Consider the following 15073-nt stretch of genomic DNA (forward strand, 5'->3'; position numbering starts at 1 on the left):
TCGCCGACGAGAGCCAAAGGACGACGATGCCGCCTTCCTCAGACGATTGGATCGCCGACCTCCGGCAGCTTGCCGGAGGCGAGCAGCGCCTGCGAGTCCTCGCCGTCCTCGCCGCACAGCCGGAACCGGTCTTCCACCGCCAAATCGTGGACGCACTCGAAGAACGCGGTCACCGCATTCATCCCACGGGTCTGGGAAAGATCCTGCGCGAGCTGGAAACGTTCGGCTACATCACCGGCGACCTAGCCCAAGAGCTGCGGCACGGACGCACCGTGCGCTACACGATCAACCACGATGCCGTCGCCGCCGTTCTCGACGCCGCCCGGAATGGCCTCGACCCCTCCCGGTAAAACGGGGCAACACGCGCCTCATGAATCTCAATTGCCAAATTGCGTTCCTGTAGTGTGGGGCATATGGCGAAGCCAGGACCCAAACCCAGAGCCGACCGCGCAGATCGGCCGATTGCCTATCGGCCGCATGTGAAGGTCGAATCCGCGCTCAAAGCACGTGCGGAGGCCGCAGGCATGTCGTGGGCCGAATATACCGAGTACATCGTCGCCCAGGCCTTGGGCCTGCCCGACTTCGCCCCACAGCCGACCACCAATTCCAATCACGGCCAGGAGGCACTGCTGCCCGACCCGCTCAGCCCATAAAAAAATTAGCCCCCCGCGGGGCCTAATCCGCGAGGGGCTGAAGTATGCGGGAGAGCTAGCTACCAACTAGTTTTCTCCGCTGAATCCGAAAGGACTCTGCTTGCCTAAGCTGAGTTCAGGATACCGCACACCCGAAAGCGGGTCTACTCCCGCCCTGTCCGCGTGTCCTGAAGAACCCCCAATCCACACGTCGTGGGCACCTGAGACGCCTGAAGGCGCATACTCAGACGTCCCCTGCTGGCGCTCACGCCGCCAGTGGATGCAAGCACTTGCTCGTGCCCTCGTCACAGACGCTGGCCGAAAGCAGCTGGCGACAAAGAAGCTGGGACGACACACCCTCCTGCGTGTCGCAGACTGCGATGCCTCCTACGCCGATGTGAAGACCGGCCGCGAACTGCGCACCGCTCACGAGACCGTGGCGCAGAAGCTCGATCTCACCCGGGACACGGTGAAGCATGCCCGCCGGATCCTCACCCGCCTTGGTTTCATGCGCACGGTTCTGGAAGGTCGCTACCTCACCACCGCTGAACGCCAGCAGGCCCGCGCAGCACATGGAGGCATGCAGCTGCGCATCGCCTCGACGCGCGCACTGACCGTTCCGCATGAGTACGCGGAAGAGACCGTCTCCACCCCCCTAGTTCGTAGAACTAAGGTTCTACGTCTCTCTCACCTTGGTAATTACTCACCAACGCGCGCGCAGGGCGCGCCCGAGGGAGCCGCTTCGCGGCGAGCAACGATCCGAAAGAAGAAGGCGCTTCCGGCGGCGAGTTCGCGGGCACGGCACCTGGCTCGTCGTCTCATGCGAGAGCTGAAAGGCATCTTCCACCAGTGCAGCCGGCCCGCAGAGCTGGCGCGAGTCCTCGACGCGACGCCCGAGGCGCTGGTCCTGTCCCCTAGGCAGCTGGTCGATGCGCTCGACTCCCGCAATGTCGCGCTGGGACAAGACGCACTCACCCACGTGAGGAATCCTGCTGGATGGCTGAGACGAGCACTCCCGGTCGCCCTGGCCGTGCGCGAGACCACCCCTGCCCCTTCAGGATCACGGCCACGGCCCACCTGGGATCCTGTAGCGCAGCGCGAGAGTGCCGCACGGGCGAAGGCAGCGCGGGAGACTCCCGCTGGCCGCGCCGAGGTGGCCGCGGCTAAGGCCGCCATCCAGGCATTGCGATCACCCAGCCGTGTCTGGGCAGCATGAGACGCTGAGAGCGTCGGACTTCGAGGAGGAGCCCATGGTAGCGAATGAATCGTCAGATTCGATCATCCATACTCTGCAAGCGCAGGCCAACAGTCTTCCTGTAGGCGATTGGGAAGCTCACAGGGACCTTGCCCAGGTCGCAGTGGAGAATGGACTCGCCGCGCAGGTCGAGCAGACGTTCTCCAACGACGCCTCTGACCCCGAGCCCCTGACACACCGCACCACCGTGCACCCAGCCGATACTCCCGCCCTCGGGAGCCAACCCGTTGAGCACACCGAAGAAGGACCGATGGGAGACACCGTCTCGACTGAGACCTTCACCCCGCAGAACCCGACTGGCTACTTCGGAGCACGCACCCCGTGGGAAGACTCCCCCAACCCCGGTCCGGACAGCAGTGGCCCACCCCTCCGGGAAGCGCCGCGGCGGGACCAGTACGCAGAAACGGTGAACACTCGAAACCGACTCTTCACCGGTATGACCACGAACACCCCAACTGCGAAGCCGACAGCGGAGTTTCAGCAGCGCCACCGAATCCAACAGCAGACCCCCGCTGATGGAGGCCGCGAACGCGGTCAGTGAAAAGGAGCCGGCTGTCCGTGCAGTCGTCCGGTGTGGCCAGTTCGTGTGACCGGGTGCAGATTCCCGTGGGGTCACTAATGTCTGTACTAGCCGTGGCGAAGCACAAAGAGAACACCCATGAACGAGCTGCCAGCGACCCCGGCCCACTCTCGAAACGACCAGCACCTATAGAACTAGTGCTCTATACAGTTGCGATGTGCTCACTTCCGAAGAGGTCCGCGAACGTCTCGCCTGGAACTCCAAGCCTCTCGCATCCGCGCGGTCTACCACCGATCGATGGGCGAAATCATCTTTTTCCGCCTCACCTTCAAAGATGCTCCGGAGTTCACCATCACCGAAGCCGTGGACGCAGAGACTGTCACCATCGTCAGCCCACCGCCACTGTCGAGGACGTGGAAACGGAACGCGACGACAATGCCGCCCGCGCCGAGAAGGCAGAGCAAGAGTGCGACACCGCCGTATCCGAGCGAACCGAGGTAACGGCCCGTGCTGACCACACTGAGGACCGGACCACGACCGCCGAAGCGGAGCGTGACCGCGTTGTAGGGCAGGTGAGCGCGCTTATCGCGCGGATCCCCGAAAGTGACAGGGAGAAGTGAACTGCGGGTGAACCTACCTCCGAGGGGTGACCAGTGCTTGATACGCAGGGAACAGCAGCTCTAGCCGTTGCTTCTCCGAATTGGAGTCGACGGGGTGCCCCGAACGCCTTATCGACCTCTGTATCGAGAGCATTGTGGGCCTTTTGGAGGCTCGTGTTCGCACCCATGAGATACGGGTCGTATAACTCCGCTAGCGACTGGTCGGGGCGTTTAGCTCTGGCCGCCACGACCTTCTTCCCTGCTTCGATGATCCGGTCACGTGCCACGCCATCGAGCGCAGGGGCGGGGAACGTGTTCCACGTGACCGTGTTGGAGAAACGTAGGCGTGACTCGAGTCGACCGCCAACTGTCCTCTGCCAGGTAATGAACATGGAGGACGAAATCAATGCGAACAGGAGCCCATCTTCATCGGGGGCGAGGAAGGCTGCGTCGCCGCAGATAACCTTGGCTTCCAAGCGAGAGGCAGTCCAGTATCGGCGGTTTTCTGTGACGTGCCGAGGGATGCAGAGATACGGCGTGTGAGGAACATGCCGGCTCGGCCTGAACAGGTGCGGGATGTGCTGAAGGTTGTACGCATCCCCAGTTATTTTCTGCTTAGAACGCCATCGACGACAGGCTTCGATCGTCTCTTGGAGTTGCTTAGATGCCTTTAAATCGGCCTGGGGGAGGTCCTCAAGCCACAGGCACCACCGTTCCGTGCCGTAGAGCAACTCAGACGTCCCCACGAAGCGCCGAAGGTACTTCGCTGCCACGGGGTCTTTGCCAAACCCTCGCTTGCCTTCCTTGGCTTTGAACACGAGGTGCCCTCCGTCGGCTGGCATGGAGCCATATCGAACGGGAGGGATTGTGGGGCGAAAGCGGTTTTGTCGTTGCCTTCACCATAAGGTCGGGACCGTCGATGAGGTATGCGTTCACGCCGGTAACGACGCGTTGTGGCACTGGTTCCCCGTGCACGTTGGGATAGTCCCAAAGCTGTTGTCGGGCTGAAGGGGCTTTGGTGAAGCCGACTATGACGCAGTGGACGGCAGCCTTACCTGGAGCTTCGGAGTCCCACGCGAAGGTGCGGTGAGCGAACTTGATCTTCCACCCTTCGCGATAGAGCGGGCCGAACAACGCCGGGACAGGCAATCCTTGAGTGATGCTATTGGTGGTTACGTAGGCGAACTCCCCGGGCCGTGTGGCTAGGAGATCCTTGGTTTTCGCGTGCCAGCCTGTTACATAGTCCAGTCGCCCGCTGACGTCTTCACCCCATGCAGTGTTGAGGTCTTCTGCTTGCTCTGAGTTTCGCGTGTAGTGGCCGAGGAATGGAGGGTTGCCGAAGATGAATGTCTTACCAGGAGGGGTCGGTAGCTCACTGCTCCAATCCAGACGAAGAGCGTTTCCATGCGTGATCTTCGCGGTGAGGGTGATGGGTAGTCGCTCCGGCGCCTGACCTGTACGAGCCGCGAGCTCGCGGTTGGCCTGATGGTCGACGAGGAACATCGCGGTTTCCGCGATCTTCGCCGGCCACCAGTTCAGTTCGAAGCCGAAGAATTTGTCGATGGTCAGCATCTGATCCATCGTCACATCGAGAGCACCCGTCGTAGCTCCCTCGCGCTTGCGTCGCTCGACGATCAGATCCGTCTCGATCTCTCGGAGCTGCGCGTAGGCGACGTTGAGGAAGGTCCCCGCACCGCAGGCAGGGTCAACATAGATGTTCGACGCGATCTCTTCCTGCAGGCGACGGAGAGGCCCTGTCTGCTCCGTGTCTGCGATGAGGCGATCGGCCTTCTTACGGTACTCAGCAACCGATGGAAAGTACACCAAACGGGTGAGCGCCCAGATCACCCGAACCGATTGGTTCAGGTCCACGCACCCGGGTTGCGTGGCCGGCGGGAGGCACTGAGCATCTGAATAGATGAGGTGCGCCGAGCTGAGCGTCGTAGCGGGACCCGAAGTACCTGTTACTCGCTGAACAAAGTACGCACCACCGTACGTGCGTACTCGTGAACGGAGTTCTCGTCCATCGTGAAGATGCTTGCGCTACCCGACGGTGACAGCAGCTCCAAGTAGACGTATTGCATGCACGCACCAATCAGCATCGACGCGCAGACCACCCATGAGTCGCGTTCACGAAGGCGTCCTTGCTCGTGTTCGCGTTCGAGGTAATCGCTGAGCTCGACCACTCCGTTCAGCGGAGTCAGCCGCTGCCCCGCGGAACTCATTGCCGGCTCGTCTGTGAACCAGGACCGTAACTCGATGTCCCCGATTACCGACCCTGCAATGGGGGCGATCTCACGAAGGAACTCAATGATCGCTTCCATGAGTTCCACCACGTTCTCTTCTACTGAGTTCGTGCCGACGAGCTGTTTCAGGCCGATGGCGCGGTGACGGATCGCGCTGGTCGCGTCTCCGAAGGCCTCGATGATCAGCTCGGAACGATTGCTGAAGTGATTGTAGATACTGCCTTCAGACACACCCGCGCGCCGGGCGACGTTCTTAGTCGTCGTAGCGCCCACGCCGTGTTCTCGCATGCATTCCAGCGCTGCTGCGAGGATACGGTCGCGCATTGAGGTGCCTAGGTTCATATGACCAGTGTAGCTTGAGTGAGTGCCCACTCATGTTAGTATGAGTGGGCACTCACTCAAGTCGTTAGGAGTCACATGAACACTCGTCCCCCACTCCCCTTGATTGAGCCGGAGCCTCACGGCTTCCTCTACCTTGGATTCCAGGCGGATAAGCCCCAAACGGTTCCGCTATATCGCCAGTCACCCTCACGACAGCAAGCAGCGGTGCGGCTGATCGCGAAAGCCAAGGAACTCAGTGAGCGGCCGGGAGTTCTTTCGAGCCGCATTTTCCGAACGCACATGGTCCCTCCCATAGCGGGCGCACCCCGGCATGACTTGGCGATGCTGATCCGAACCACCTCGGCGGCGAATCTGGCAGACGTGCGCAACAACGAGATGGTCAGATCTCTTGGGGGGACAGAGCTGCTCGCCGGGTCGAACGCAGCGCGCATTGGGGAAACTGAGTCGGACGAGAATGCGGTCTTCCTGTTCAATCACTTCACCTTGGCGAGTGCCGCGGATCCCGTCGAGGCGTGGATGACTCTCACCGACTGGTACACCTCGCGAATCGGTGTAGACAACTCGACGGCGTTACGTTCGGTCGATGAGCGATCGGAGTTCGCGTTCGTGAACTACGCCCGGCTACCTTCCAATCCGCCTGGATTTCTGTTGAATCAACTCCTGCGTCCGAGCTTCCATCGCATTGTGCGAGGAACATTGAAACGAAATAAGATGCGTGCTCTCCCTGGGTTCTACAGGATGATCCACTAGCCAGGGTTCACGGCGCGAGGTGCGTGTGCAGTTCAAGGTCAGAGCGACTGAGATTCTCGTCTCCCTGGGCCGGCCATCAGGCGGGGGCAATAGTGATCCTGCGAGCCTCGTCGAGGAACAAGGGGCCGAGAGTTTTGAGGATGTTCGTCTCGCTGGTGTAGTGCTCGCCGTCCCCGCGGCGTGCTTCTTTGTTCTTCACCAGCTGGAACATCGCCCCGAAGATCGCGGGGCTGATGGTCGTCCAGCGGAAACGCGCAGTATCGAGCAGGACCTCCTTAAGCTCAGGAGGGGCCGAGTAATGGTCTCTCCTTCTTGTTCGGCCCGCGTCACTGCTGGCCGGGGATAATGCGGGTCTTGTTGTTCTTGAGGTGTCCCTCCATTGCGCGGAAGGCGCGTTCCTCATCACGGCTCTGGATCGCTTCGAGGATCGATAGGTGCTCTTCCTGAAGCTTCTCGCGGTGCGAGGGGCTCTGCAGGGCGAGTTGATTGATGAGTGCCCAGAGGGGCTGTGTGTCGATTGAAACCACTTCGAAGGCGAGCTCTCCCAGAAGCTTGTTGTCCAAGGCAGCGGCGAGGCTCAGGTGGAACTGGAGGGCCTGCTGGGTGAACTCCGCGACTCGGGTCTGCGATGGAATGAGATCCTGTCCGATCTCATAAGCACGGACAGCGTCTTCAATCTGCGCAGGATGGCGGGCGAGCTGCTCTGAGATGGACGGTTCGATGATAATTCGCGTGTCGATCACATGTTCCGGTGTCGCCCCGTATTGGAACTGATCCGACTCCTGGAGGCGCGCGCTCCTGTTGACGACGTAGGTTCCTTCGCCGTGTTTCACTTCGACAGCACCGATGAGGTCGAGAGCGAAGAGAGCCTCCCGCACGGTGGCGCGGGACACTCCGTACTTCTCTGCGAGGTCACGATCGGGAGGTAGGCGGACCGGCCCTGCCCCCGGCGTGCGATCAATGTAACGCAACAGATCCTGGGCGATGGGAGTGTACCGGCGGCGCGGCTTCCCTCCGTCGCTCCGGTGGTCTGATGTCTCCATGCTGGAAGGTTAGACCACTTCTCTCAGGGTGGTCAATGGTCGCTTCGCTTTTCTCCCACCTTTCGGATCGAGCGAAATGAAAACTTTCGCTAGAGGGCCACCCGCGGCCCTCGGGTGCAGTAGCCATGGGGGCCGATGACAGCAAGCGGTGTGGCTGGAGTGATCGGCTTGCCCTATCAACGCAGGTATGCGTCTTGGGCAGCCGGCTGTTCCTCGAAGAGATGACACCAGGCGAAATCTCAAGAGCGTGTAATGGGGATTTATGTCTGCACGATCAGGACTGGGCTGTCTGCGATCGACTGCAGATGCCGCTGTCTGACGGAGTGGAGCTGGAGGCTCTTCAGCCGGGAGCTTCAAATGGCGGCAGGCTGCTCTCACACCGAACGTGGCAGACTACTGCGATGACGAAAGCGATCGTAGTTGGCAGTGGGCCCAATGGGCTCGCTGCCGCCGTAACACTCGCCCGCAGTGGAGTTGAGGTCACGGTCCTGGAAGGCGCGGGCACCGTGGGTGGAGGCACCCGATCCTCGGAACTCACTGTCCCAGGTGTTGTCCACGACGAGTGTTCAGGGTTCCACCCACTGGCAGTCTCCAACGCGTTCTCTGATTTCATCGACCTGTCTGACCATGGCCTGGAGTGGGCGTGGCCTGAAGTCCAATATGCCCATCCCCTCGCTCGAGGAGCGGGTGCCGCAGCCTGGCAGGACATCGGGGAGACCGCTCGACACCTGCAAGATGATGGCCAGATGTGGAAGCGGATTTTCGGGCCCCTCGCAAACCGGTTCCCCGATATTCAGCAGGACTTCCTCCGTCCCATGCTCCACGTGCCCATCCACCCTCTGAAGCTAGCTCATTTCGGCGGATTCGCGGGCCCCCCGGCATCATGGCTATCCCGAGTCTGGAAGACAGAGGAAGCCCGGGCACTCTTCGCAGGCGTCGCAGCGCACTCGTTCAGACCTCTGAATGCGCTTGCATCCTCAGCAATCGGAGTCGCACTAGGAACTGCAGCCCACACCTATGGGTGGCCTGTGGCTAAAAACGGTTCTCAGAGCATCGCGAACGCGATGGTCGGTGCGCTGGAAACTCTGGGAGGACATGTGGAGACAGGGATGCGCGTGCAGTCACTGTCGGAATTGCCGAAGGCTGACATCATCATGTTCGACACCGGACCGGCCGCCGCCGCGAGAATCGCAGGCGACGCACTACCTCCCAGGATCTCCCGGGCACTGAAGCGCTACCGTCACGGCCCTGCCGCGTTCGTTGTGAACTTCGCCGTGGAAGGCGGTATCCCCTGGACCTACGCACCGGCACGACGAGCAGGCACCGTCCATGTGGGCGGGTCCTTCAGGGAGATCGCAGCCGCGGAACAGCTGATCAACCGAGGCCGGATGCCCGAGCATCCCTTCGTGCTTCTGGGACAGCAGTACCTCGCTGATCCATCACGTTCGGCCGGCGATGTTCATCCGATCGACGCCTACGCTCACGTGCCGGCAGGGTTCGACGGCGATGCGACGGACGCTATCGAAAGGCAGATCGAACGCTTCGCGCCTGGATTCCGAGGGCGAATCATCGCGCGCCATGTAAAAGATGTGGCCGAAGTCGAATCCACCAATGCCAACTACGTCGGAGGCGACATTGTCACCGGAGCTAACTCAGCGATGCAGCTGCTGTTCCGACCTCGGGTCTCCGCTTCGCCCTATTCTCTGGGGCGGCCGGGGCTCTTCCTCTGCTCTGCGGCTACTCCCCCAGGAGCAGGGGCTCATGGCATGTGTGGGTACAACGCAGCAGGGGCGGCACTGGCAGAACTTTCAGGGACCAGCTCGTTGTGACTGACGGTCGAAGATGACCGCTTGCGGAGAGCGTGACACAAGGACGCAGATCCAGATGAGATGCCACTGCTTTGAGCTGAACGATCGAGAGCGACGATCACGCTCCGTCGTTGGTCGTGGCGGTTTCAAGAACACGTACTGGTGGATGATCTCGCTGACCGCGCAACTGCGAGGATGCTCCCCTTTCGATTCTGGCGGCAGCGACTCGGTGCCAGCGCTCTTTGCGCTGCCTTAACGCCTTCGGTGTCGCTTCACAGGACCCTGAGATGAGCCGTCGGAATCGAGACGTTACGTCTCGTTCTTCTCTTTCGTTTCTGCAGCTTGCCACGTGTTCGTGACGACTCTGCCGATCCCCTTCCACGTCTTGTCGCGGATGAAGATCGCATCTATCGCGACCATCGTGAGAGAGAACCACGGCAGGCCCATGAGGACTCCGATGCCTACGTGGAAGCTGAGGATGCCGAAGAGCGCGACGACTCGAGTACCGCGACGTAGCAGCATGAAAGGGAAAGACATCTGCAGGATGATCGAGCCCCAGCTGATCGCGGCTACACCTGGACCCCAGACGGTGATCAGGTCCGCGATCTCCGGCCACGTGCTGAACTGCGCGACGTGCAGTGGATCGTAGACTGCCCAGCCCGCTGACCATGGAGTGCCACTTGCCTTGTACAGAGCGCCAGCGACATATATCGCAGAGACCTGGAACGTGAGCACGATGAGCACGATGTTATGCGCGAGGTTCGTCAGAGGCGCGGGCAGGAGTCGCTCGCCGGCGAACTTGCGCGAGAGCCAGGGTTTCGAAGCATCAACTCCGCGGGCACGCCGACGGGCATCGAGGGACATCCGCATCGATGTGTCCGCGAAGAGTAGAGCGATCAGGAAGATCCGGTACGCGTTGTCGCCCTGGTCACCGGCAGAATCGTTGACTTCTATGAAACTAATCCACCCGATGAAGTAGATCGGCAACATGATCCGCGTCCGCCACCCCACGATGATCACAATCGCCGCGGCCGCCAGGAGGAGATAGAACAGGGTGAATACGGCGGCGTTGTCGGCTACACGGTGGAAGAGGCTGAAGAGCCAGATTCTCGGGAAGACACTTACCGGTTCTGCCAGCTCACCGTTCCAGGCAGACCCCTCCCCAAAGGTGTACAGCCGTGCATTGAAGTTGGTGAGCAAGAGCCCTAGGCCCACGAAGCCCATGACGATCCGTGTGACGGCCAGACCGTACTGCGCATGCTTCGCGTCCAGTAACCATGATTCGGAGAAGAGATAGAGAGAAGACACTACTCCCGCCACCCTCTGCCGGAGCTGGGTGAGCAGATCTCTCGAAGTGCGGAGGACGCGGCGCCCCAGAGCCCCGGAAGCTGTGGATGTGCGGTTCGGCGCTGCACCTGCTGGTTCGGTGGTACGTGCTTTTCGGGGAGTCGTTGGTGTAGACCCCTGCGTCTTCTGCGCGGCGTCCCGTGAGCTGGTCTTCTGATTCATGTGCACACATCCTCGGGTGCGGAGCAGAAGTAGTTCGCGAACTGCTCACGCGACTGTCCATCTCGTTCGATCAGTCCGCGCCATCCAGTGCTGACCACTTGAAGCGGGGGCTCCTCGGCATTTGGCTCGTTGCGGTCGTCGAAGGGGATGACGTTCTGACGTGTCGTCTGGAACTGCACGCGGATGACATCCTCACCCCAGACTGCGTAGGCGACTTGTGTGGCATATGCGGTGGCCGTCTCTTCCGCTTGGAGGTAGGCGTCGACTGCGTCCTCCCCGTCATAAGACTTCAGGTTCTCCTCGAGCCGAGGCTGCCAATCGTCTTTGAAGTAGTTAAGGTCGACGACCACCTCGTGGTCATCGTTGAGCTGGTCGTAGGTGCGCTTGTGGCCGGCTGCCACGTTGAGACCCAGGCTGGCTGCACGGGGCGGGAACAGGTTGTGCCGTGAGAGAGACAGTTCAACGTCAGTGGCACGCACCCAATCCGTGACCTCTTCCGCACCGTCTCTTTCAACCACAGCACGCACATCCAGGTGGTGGTCTCCGTTGACGGGAGCAGGCGCGAACACGCTCCAGCTCTGTCCATACAAGGGAAGCATGTAGTTGCGCAGCGTCTCACCCGGGACGACCTCACGGGCAGGACCGGCTGGTGCGATCCAGAGGAACGACGCCAGCAGATGCCATGCCGTCAGCACAAGAGCGACGACCATGCAGATGCGAACCCAGAAAGGTCGCCGTGTCCGGGGCATCGTGCTAGCCGCAGAGCTGTTCTTCACTGTCATGACTTCTTTCGATAGCTGACGCAGTGGTGGGGTGCCGCATTGTTCACAGCACCCCACCACTGCTCTGACGCCGGAGCCGGCTTCTCACTCAGTGGTGAGAAGCCAGCCCCCGGCTACAGAGCCCTTCTCATACCTTCCGACGGCGAACGACCATCAGGATGCCGCCACCGACAAGCAGAGCCATCGCTGCGATCGCCAGGATCGGCGCGACGCTTTCAGCGCCGGTACGGGGCAGATCGTCATCCCCGTCGCCGCCGCCGTCCGCATTTGCGCCAGCCCCGGCATTCGAGGATGCGCTAGCGCTTGCCGATGCGTTGGCGTTAGCGGATGCGCTTGCCGAATCATCACCGTTCGCGTCCGCATCTGCCTCTGGCGACGCATCACTGTCAGCATCAGCAGTAGCGCCCGCGTTGGCTTCTGCATCGGCGGTGGCGTCTGCATTTGCATCAGCGTCCGCGGCTGCCGCTGCGGAAGCATCGCTGGAGGAGTCAGCGTTTGCCGCCACGGAAGCCGCGGCTGCTGCGTTAGCGTCTGCTGCTGCGGTGGTGTCGGCGTTGCTGTCGGAATCCGCATCGGTGTTCGCTGCAGCGTCTGCTGCTGCGGACGAGGCGGCGTTTGCATCCGTGCTCACGTCAGCCGAGGCGTCCGTGGAGGCGTCTGCTTCAGCTGCGGACTGTGCGGCCGCGGAAGCGTCAGCATCCGCTGCCGCCGAGGCGGTGGTGTCCGCGTCGGCGTTCGCCGCTGCCTGTGCTGCTGCCTGAGCAGAAGCATTGGCATCGGAATCAGCATCAGCCGAGGTCGCTGCAGAAGCCGAAGCGTTCTCGTTGCCATCAGCATCAGCCGTCGCATCCGCATCCACTGCCGCATCTGCTTCTGCATCGGCGGTGGCGTCTGCATTTGCATCAGCGTCCGCGGCTGCCGCTGCGGAAGCATCGCTGGAGGAGTCAGCGTTTGCCGCCACGGAAGCCGCGGCTGCTGCGTTAGCGTCTGCTGCTGCGGTGGTGTCGGCGTTGCTGTCGGAATCCGCATCGGTGTTCGCTGCAGCGTCTGCTGCTGCGGACGAGGCGGCGTTTGCATCCGTGCTCACGTCAGCCGAGGCGTCCGTGGAGGCGTCTGCTTCAGCTGCGGACTGTGCGGCCGCGGAAGCGTCAGCATCCGCTGCCGCCGAGGCGGTGGTGTCCGCGTCGGCGTTCGCCGCTGCCTGTGCTGCTGCCTGAGCAGAAGCATTGGCATCGGAATCAGCATCAGCCGAGGCACTGGCGGACGATGACGCATTCTCATTGCCATCCTCCACCACGGTCACGGTGAGCGGCGCTGTTGCTTCGCCGGTCTCCGACGCGGCGTTGACCGTGTAGTCCTTGGCGGTTGCACCCTCATCGACAGGAAGTGTTGTGGTGAAGTTGCCCAGAGCGTCTGTCGTAACGACGACGGGTTCCCCAACCGTGTCTCCCGTGTCCGGGTCGACAAGTGTGACGGTGACGTCTTCTTCGGGTCCGAAGTCAGTTCCGGTGACTGTCGTCTCCGATCCTGCGGGGACGGAGGCCGGCGAGACCGTGATCCCGGGCGCGAGCGCCTCATCGAGCGCACGCACTGTGGAGGAACCCAGGTCAACGTTCGCCACGCTCGCAGCCGGCAGCACTTCCAGGCTCAGAGCGTTGACAGTGAAGGATTCATCGCCCAGCTGCCCGGGTTCGGGCTGCTCGTTGATGGTCACTTCAGCAACTTCGTTGAGCGCATCGAAGACCGGGCCCAGTCCATCGAGGACCGGATCCAGGACTCCTGTGAGAGTCGACGACAGTCCGTCTCCGGCAGTGTCCAGCAGCCCTCCGACCGCGGGGCGGAGGATGTCCAGAACGGCAGGAACGAGAATGTCTGAGAGAGTTCCTAGCAGCGAGCCGAGTGGGAGACCGAGCAGATTGCCGTCCACCTCGATTACAGGTTCCACATCAGAGGTTCCGGCCAGGTAGCCGAGTGTGGTGTTGACTGTGATGTCGACATCCGACGAGAGGATTGCAACCCTCAGCTGCGCACCCAGGTCGATGACGACTTCGGTGTTGTTGAGGACATCTTCTACGCCGTCGGTAACCTTGGTCGTGAGTGTGCCCAGCGCCTCTGCGACGGCTGTCGTGATTCCGCTGATCGTCTCTTCGTCAAGCAGTCGCGTGTTGGCGCCAAGACCGTTGAGATCCTCGACGCCATGAGAGTCGGCATAGACCTGTTCGAGGTCGACGTGGATCACGCCGGTCGACAGGTTGACCGAAACCATGCCGTTCTCGTCCTCAAGTGGCTCCACGAGAAGCGTGTTGCTCAGTTCCGTTAGAGCGGTGTCCAAGCCATTGATGCCAAGCTCAGCATCACTGATTCCCAGTTGCGCAATGACGAGGTCGAGGTTCAGGGCCTCCAACGCGCCGACCGTCTCACCGAGGACGCCGTCCGTTGCGAGAGCACCGTTGACGACGTCACCGACGTCGCCAAGTGCTCCGTCTACGCCTGTGGTGAGGTCACCGACCAGAGGGCTCGAGACGTTGAGATCCGCGCCTGCGAGCAGGTACTCGGAGCTGACGTCTCCGGCTTCCTTCGTTGCCGTGGATGCCGCTGCGCCTAGTTCTAGAGAAGCTTCATCGAGCACTGCGTCCGTGATGGCGTCTAGACCCAGTTGCGCGAAGAGGTTGGTGAGGTCGACCTGTGCAGGACCATACGCGCCGGGATTATCCGGATCGAGGTTGATTGCACCGTCGGTGCCTACTGCACCAGCGCTGGCTGTGGAGGTCGTGCCGTTCGGCGACTCAGCGAATGAGTTGAGTGCGCCCACTTCTCCGAGGTCCAGCAGGCCGGGAGCATTCGGCTGACTGATGAGGGGCAGAGAGATCCCGTCGCCCAGATCAAGGGTGAGGGTTTCGAATAGTTCGAGGTTTAGCGGAGTGGACTCCGGCCCAACTTCGCTCGGAAAGCCGGTGTGGGCGGTGTTGAGGTCTGCGAGATCGATGTCCAGCAGGTCCGTGCTGATGACTTGACCGAGAGCTTCAGATTGGTCTTCGGGTGCGGCGTTCGCAACGGAGATCGGGGCGACGAGCATGCCCATAGCTGTTCCGGCTGCGATGACGGTTCTCACGCGAGCGGGGCGACCGCGCGAGAGGTTAGGCGGTCTCATTCAGCATCCTTTCGGTGTGGTCGGTCCCTGGGAAACCGATCAATAAAACCAGGAAGAACTCTTGCAGTCTAAGCGAGAACCTGAGAAAAAGGTGTGTGTTGCACGTGCTTCTCAGAGGCATTCGCTGAAAATCCTATGCCCGGTCTGCTCGTTCGAGAGCCAGGTGAGTGCGTGACGGTAGGAGTATCTACCCCTGGATCGGGCCCGCTTCTCAGAGGAGACGCGATCACCGATGGCTCTCCCATCCCCTACCGGGGAGCAGCCGTCTCTGCGTGGTCTGCTGTCAGTATTCGCGACCACCCTCTCAGCTGCTGCTCTGTATGAACGTCGTAGGAGCAGGCGACCATAGGGCACAACAACCCAATCCAGCGTGATGCTCACTGGTCCCCTTGACGGAGTCTCCCTGAGAGACGCACCTGCCCGCACAAGAGAGCCG

The 15073-nt window shown here is 61.5% G+C and carries 12 protein-coding genes and 3 pseudogenes; 7 read left to right on the forward strand and 8 right to left on the reverse strand.

Going from position 1 to position 15073, the window contains the following annotated elements; all coding sequences use genetic code 11:
* Positions 1-26: 26 nt before the first annotated feature.
* The 4 genes from JFC09_RS15875 (at position 27) to JFC09_RS15890 (ending at position 3027) form a co-directional block, all read left to right on the forward strand.
* Positions 27-350, forward strand: coding sequence for a hypothetical protein (locus JFC09_RS15875; protein WP_198395028.1), 324 nt, complete (start codon positions 27-29; stop codon positions 348-350).
* A gap of 63 nt (positions 351-413) precedes the next feature.
* Positions 414-653, forward strand: a complete 240-nt coding sequence (locus tag JFC09_RS15880; RefSeq protein WP_198395029.1) for a hypothetical protein — start codon at positions 414-416, stop codon at positions 651-653.
* Between the two features lie 259 nt (positions 654-912).
* On the forward strand, positions 913-1848 hold the full coding sequence (locus JFC09_RS15885) for a hypothetical protein (RefSeq protein ID WP_198395030.1): 936 nt from the start codon (positions 913-915) through the stop codon (positions 1846-1848).
* 972 nt (positions 1849-2820) lie between these two features.
* A complete protein-coding gene (locus tag JFC09_RS15890; protein ID WP_198395031.1) occupies positions 2821-3027 on the forward strand; it encodes a hypothetical protein in 207 nt (68 codons plus the stop codon).
* Positions 3028-3185: 158 nt separating this feature from the next.
* Here the strand turns inward: JFC09_RS15890 and JFC09_RS16995 are convergent.
* From JFC09_RS16995 to JFC09_RS15900, 3 genes and pseudogenes are all read right to left on the reverse strand, one after another.
* Positions 3186-3848, reverse strand: a pseudogene (locus JFC09_RS16995) (type IIL restriction-modification enzyme MmeI); the annotation flags it as partial.
* The gene (locus tag JFC09_RS16600; protein WP_232483711.1) at positions 3739-4878 is read right to left on the reverse strand and encodes a DNA methyltransferase; all 1140 of its coding nucleotides are present in this window, start codon (positions 4876-4878) and stop codon (positions 3739-3741) included. The pseudogene JFC09_RS16995 and the gene JFC09_RS16600, both read right to left, overlap by 110 nt.
* Before the next feature lie 92 nt (positions 4879-4970).
* Positions 4971-5594: a TetR/AcrR family transcriptional regulator gene (locus JFC09_RS15900; protein ID WP_198395032.1), complete on the reverse strand. Its 624-nt coding sequence runs from the start codon at positions 5592-5594 to the stop codon at positions 4971-4973.
* A gap of 75 nt (positions 5595-5669) precedes the next feature.
* Here JFC09_RS15900 and JFC09_RS15905 point away from each other — a divergent pair, with 75 nt between their 5' ends.
* Positions 5670-6344, forward strand: coding sequence for a hypothetical protein (locus JFC09_RS15905; RefSeq protein ID WP_198395033.1), 675 nt, complete (start codon positions 5670-5672; stop codon positions 6342-6344).
* Between the two features lie 100 nt (positions 6345-6444).
* On the opposite strand, the pseudogene JFC09_RS17135 reads toward JFC09_RS15905, so the two are convergent.
* Positions 6445-6627, reverse strand: a pseudogene (locus JFC09_RS17135) (hypothetical protein); the annotation flags it as partial.
* A 43-nt stretch (positions 6628-6670) separates the two neighbouring features.
* Positions 6671-7387, reverse strand: a complete 717-nt coding sequence (locus JFC09_RS15910; RefSeq protein ID WP_198395034.1) for a FadR/GntR family transcriptional regulator — start codon at positions 7385-7387, stop codon at positions 6671-6673.
* A gap of 401 nt (positions 7388-7788) precedes the next feature.
* Between JFC09_RS15910 and JFC09_RS17000 the strand changes: the two are divergent.
* Positions 7789-7941, forward strand: a pseudogene (locus JFC09_RS17000) (NAD(P)-binding protein); the annotation flags it as partial.
* A 474-nt stretch (positions 7942-8415) separates the two neighbouring features.
* Positions 8416-9216 carry a phytoene desaturase family protein gene (locus JFC09_RS17005; protein ID WP_332839806.1) on the forward strand — a complete coding sequence of 267 codons (801 nt, stop codon included), beginning with the start codon at positions 8416-8418 and terminating at the stop codon, positions 9214-9216.
* Between the two features lie 288 nt (positions 9217-9504).
* On the opposite strand, the gene JFC09_RS15920 is transcribed toward JFC09_RS17005, so the two are convergent.
* The 3 genes from JFC09_RS15920 to JFC09_RS15930 form a co-directional block, all read right to left on the reverse strand.
* Complete coding sequence (locus JFC09_RS15920; RefSeq protein ID WP_198395036.1) at positions 9505-10704, reverse strand: HTTM domain-containing protein; 1200 nt, start codon at positions 10702-10704, stop codon at positions 9505-9507.
* Complete coding sequence (locus JFC09_RS15925; protein WP_232483712.1) at positions 10701-11414, reverse strand: DUF5819 family protein; 714 nt, start codon at positions 11412-11414, stop codon at positions 10701-10703. Before JFC09_RS15925 ends, JFC09_RS15920 begins: the two co-directional genes overlap by 4 nt.
* Before the next feature lie 199 nt (positions 11415-11613).
* Positions 11614-14568 carry a choice-of-anchor G family protein gene (locus tag JFC09_RS15930; protein ID WP_198395037.1) on the reverse strand — a complete coding sequence of 985 codons (2955 nt, stop codon included), beginning with the start codon at positions 14566-14568 and terminating at the stop codon, positions 11614-11616.
* Positions 14569-15073: the final 505 nt, after the last annotated feature.

Source organism: Brevibacterium yomogidense (assembly GCF_016107685.1).
In the GTDB taxonomy this organism is placed as follows: Bacteria; Actinomycetota; Actinomycetes; order Actinomycetales; family Brevibacteriaceae; genus Brevibacterium; species Brevibacterium yomogidense.

Coding starts and splice junctions, on each gene's coding strand:
- JFC09_RS15875 (WP_198395028.1), top strand. CDS start 27: ATGCCGCCTTCCTCAGACGATTGGATCGCCGACCTCCGGCAGCTTGCC.
- JFC09_RS15880 (WP_198395029.1), top strand. CDS start 414: ATGGCGAAGCCAGGACCCAAACCCAGAGCCGACCGCGCAGATCGGCCG.
- JFC09_RS15885 (WP_198395030.1), top strand. CDS start 913: ATGCAAGCACTTGCTCGTGCCCTCGTCACAGACGCTGGCCGAAAGCAG.
- JFC09_RS15900 (WP_198395032.1), bottom strand. CDS start 5,594: ATGAACCTAGGCACCTCAATGCGCGACCGTATCCTCGCAGCAGCGCTG.
- JFC09_RS15905 (WP_198395033.1), top strand. CDS start 5,670: ATGAACACTCGTCCCCCACTCCCCTTGATTGAGCCGGAGCCTCACGGC.
- JFC09_RS15910 (WP_198395034.1), bottom strand. CDS start 7,387: ATGGAGACATCAGACCACCGGAGCGACGGAGGGAAGCCGCGCCGCCGG.
- JFC09_RS15920 (WP_198395036.1), bottom strand. CDS start 10,704: ATGAATCAGAAGACCAGCTCACGGGACGCCGCGCAGAAGACGCAGGGG.
- JFC09_RS15925 (WP_232483712.1), bottom strand. CDS start 11,414: ATGGTCGTCGCTCTTGTGCTGACGGCATGGCATCTGCTGGCGTCGTTC.
- JFC09_RS15930 (WP_198395037.1), bottom strand. CDS start 14,568: ATGGGCATGCTCGTCGCCCCGATCTCCGTTGCGAACGCCGCACCCGAA.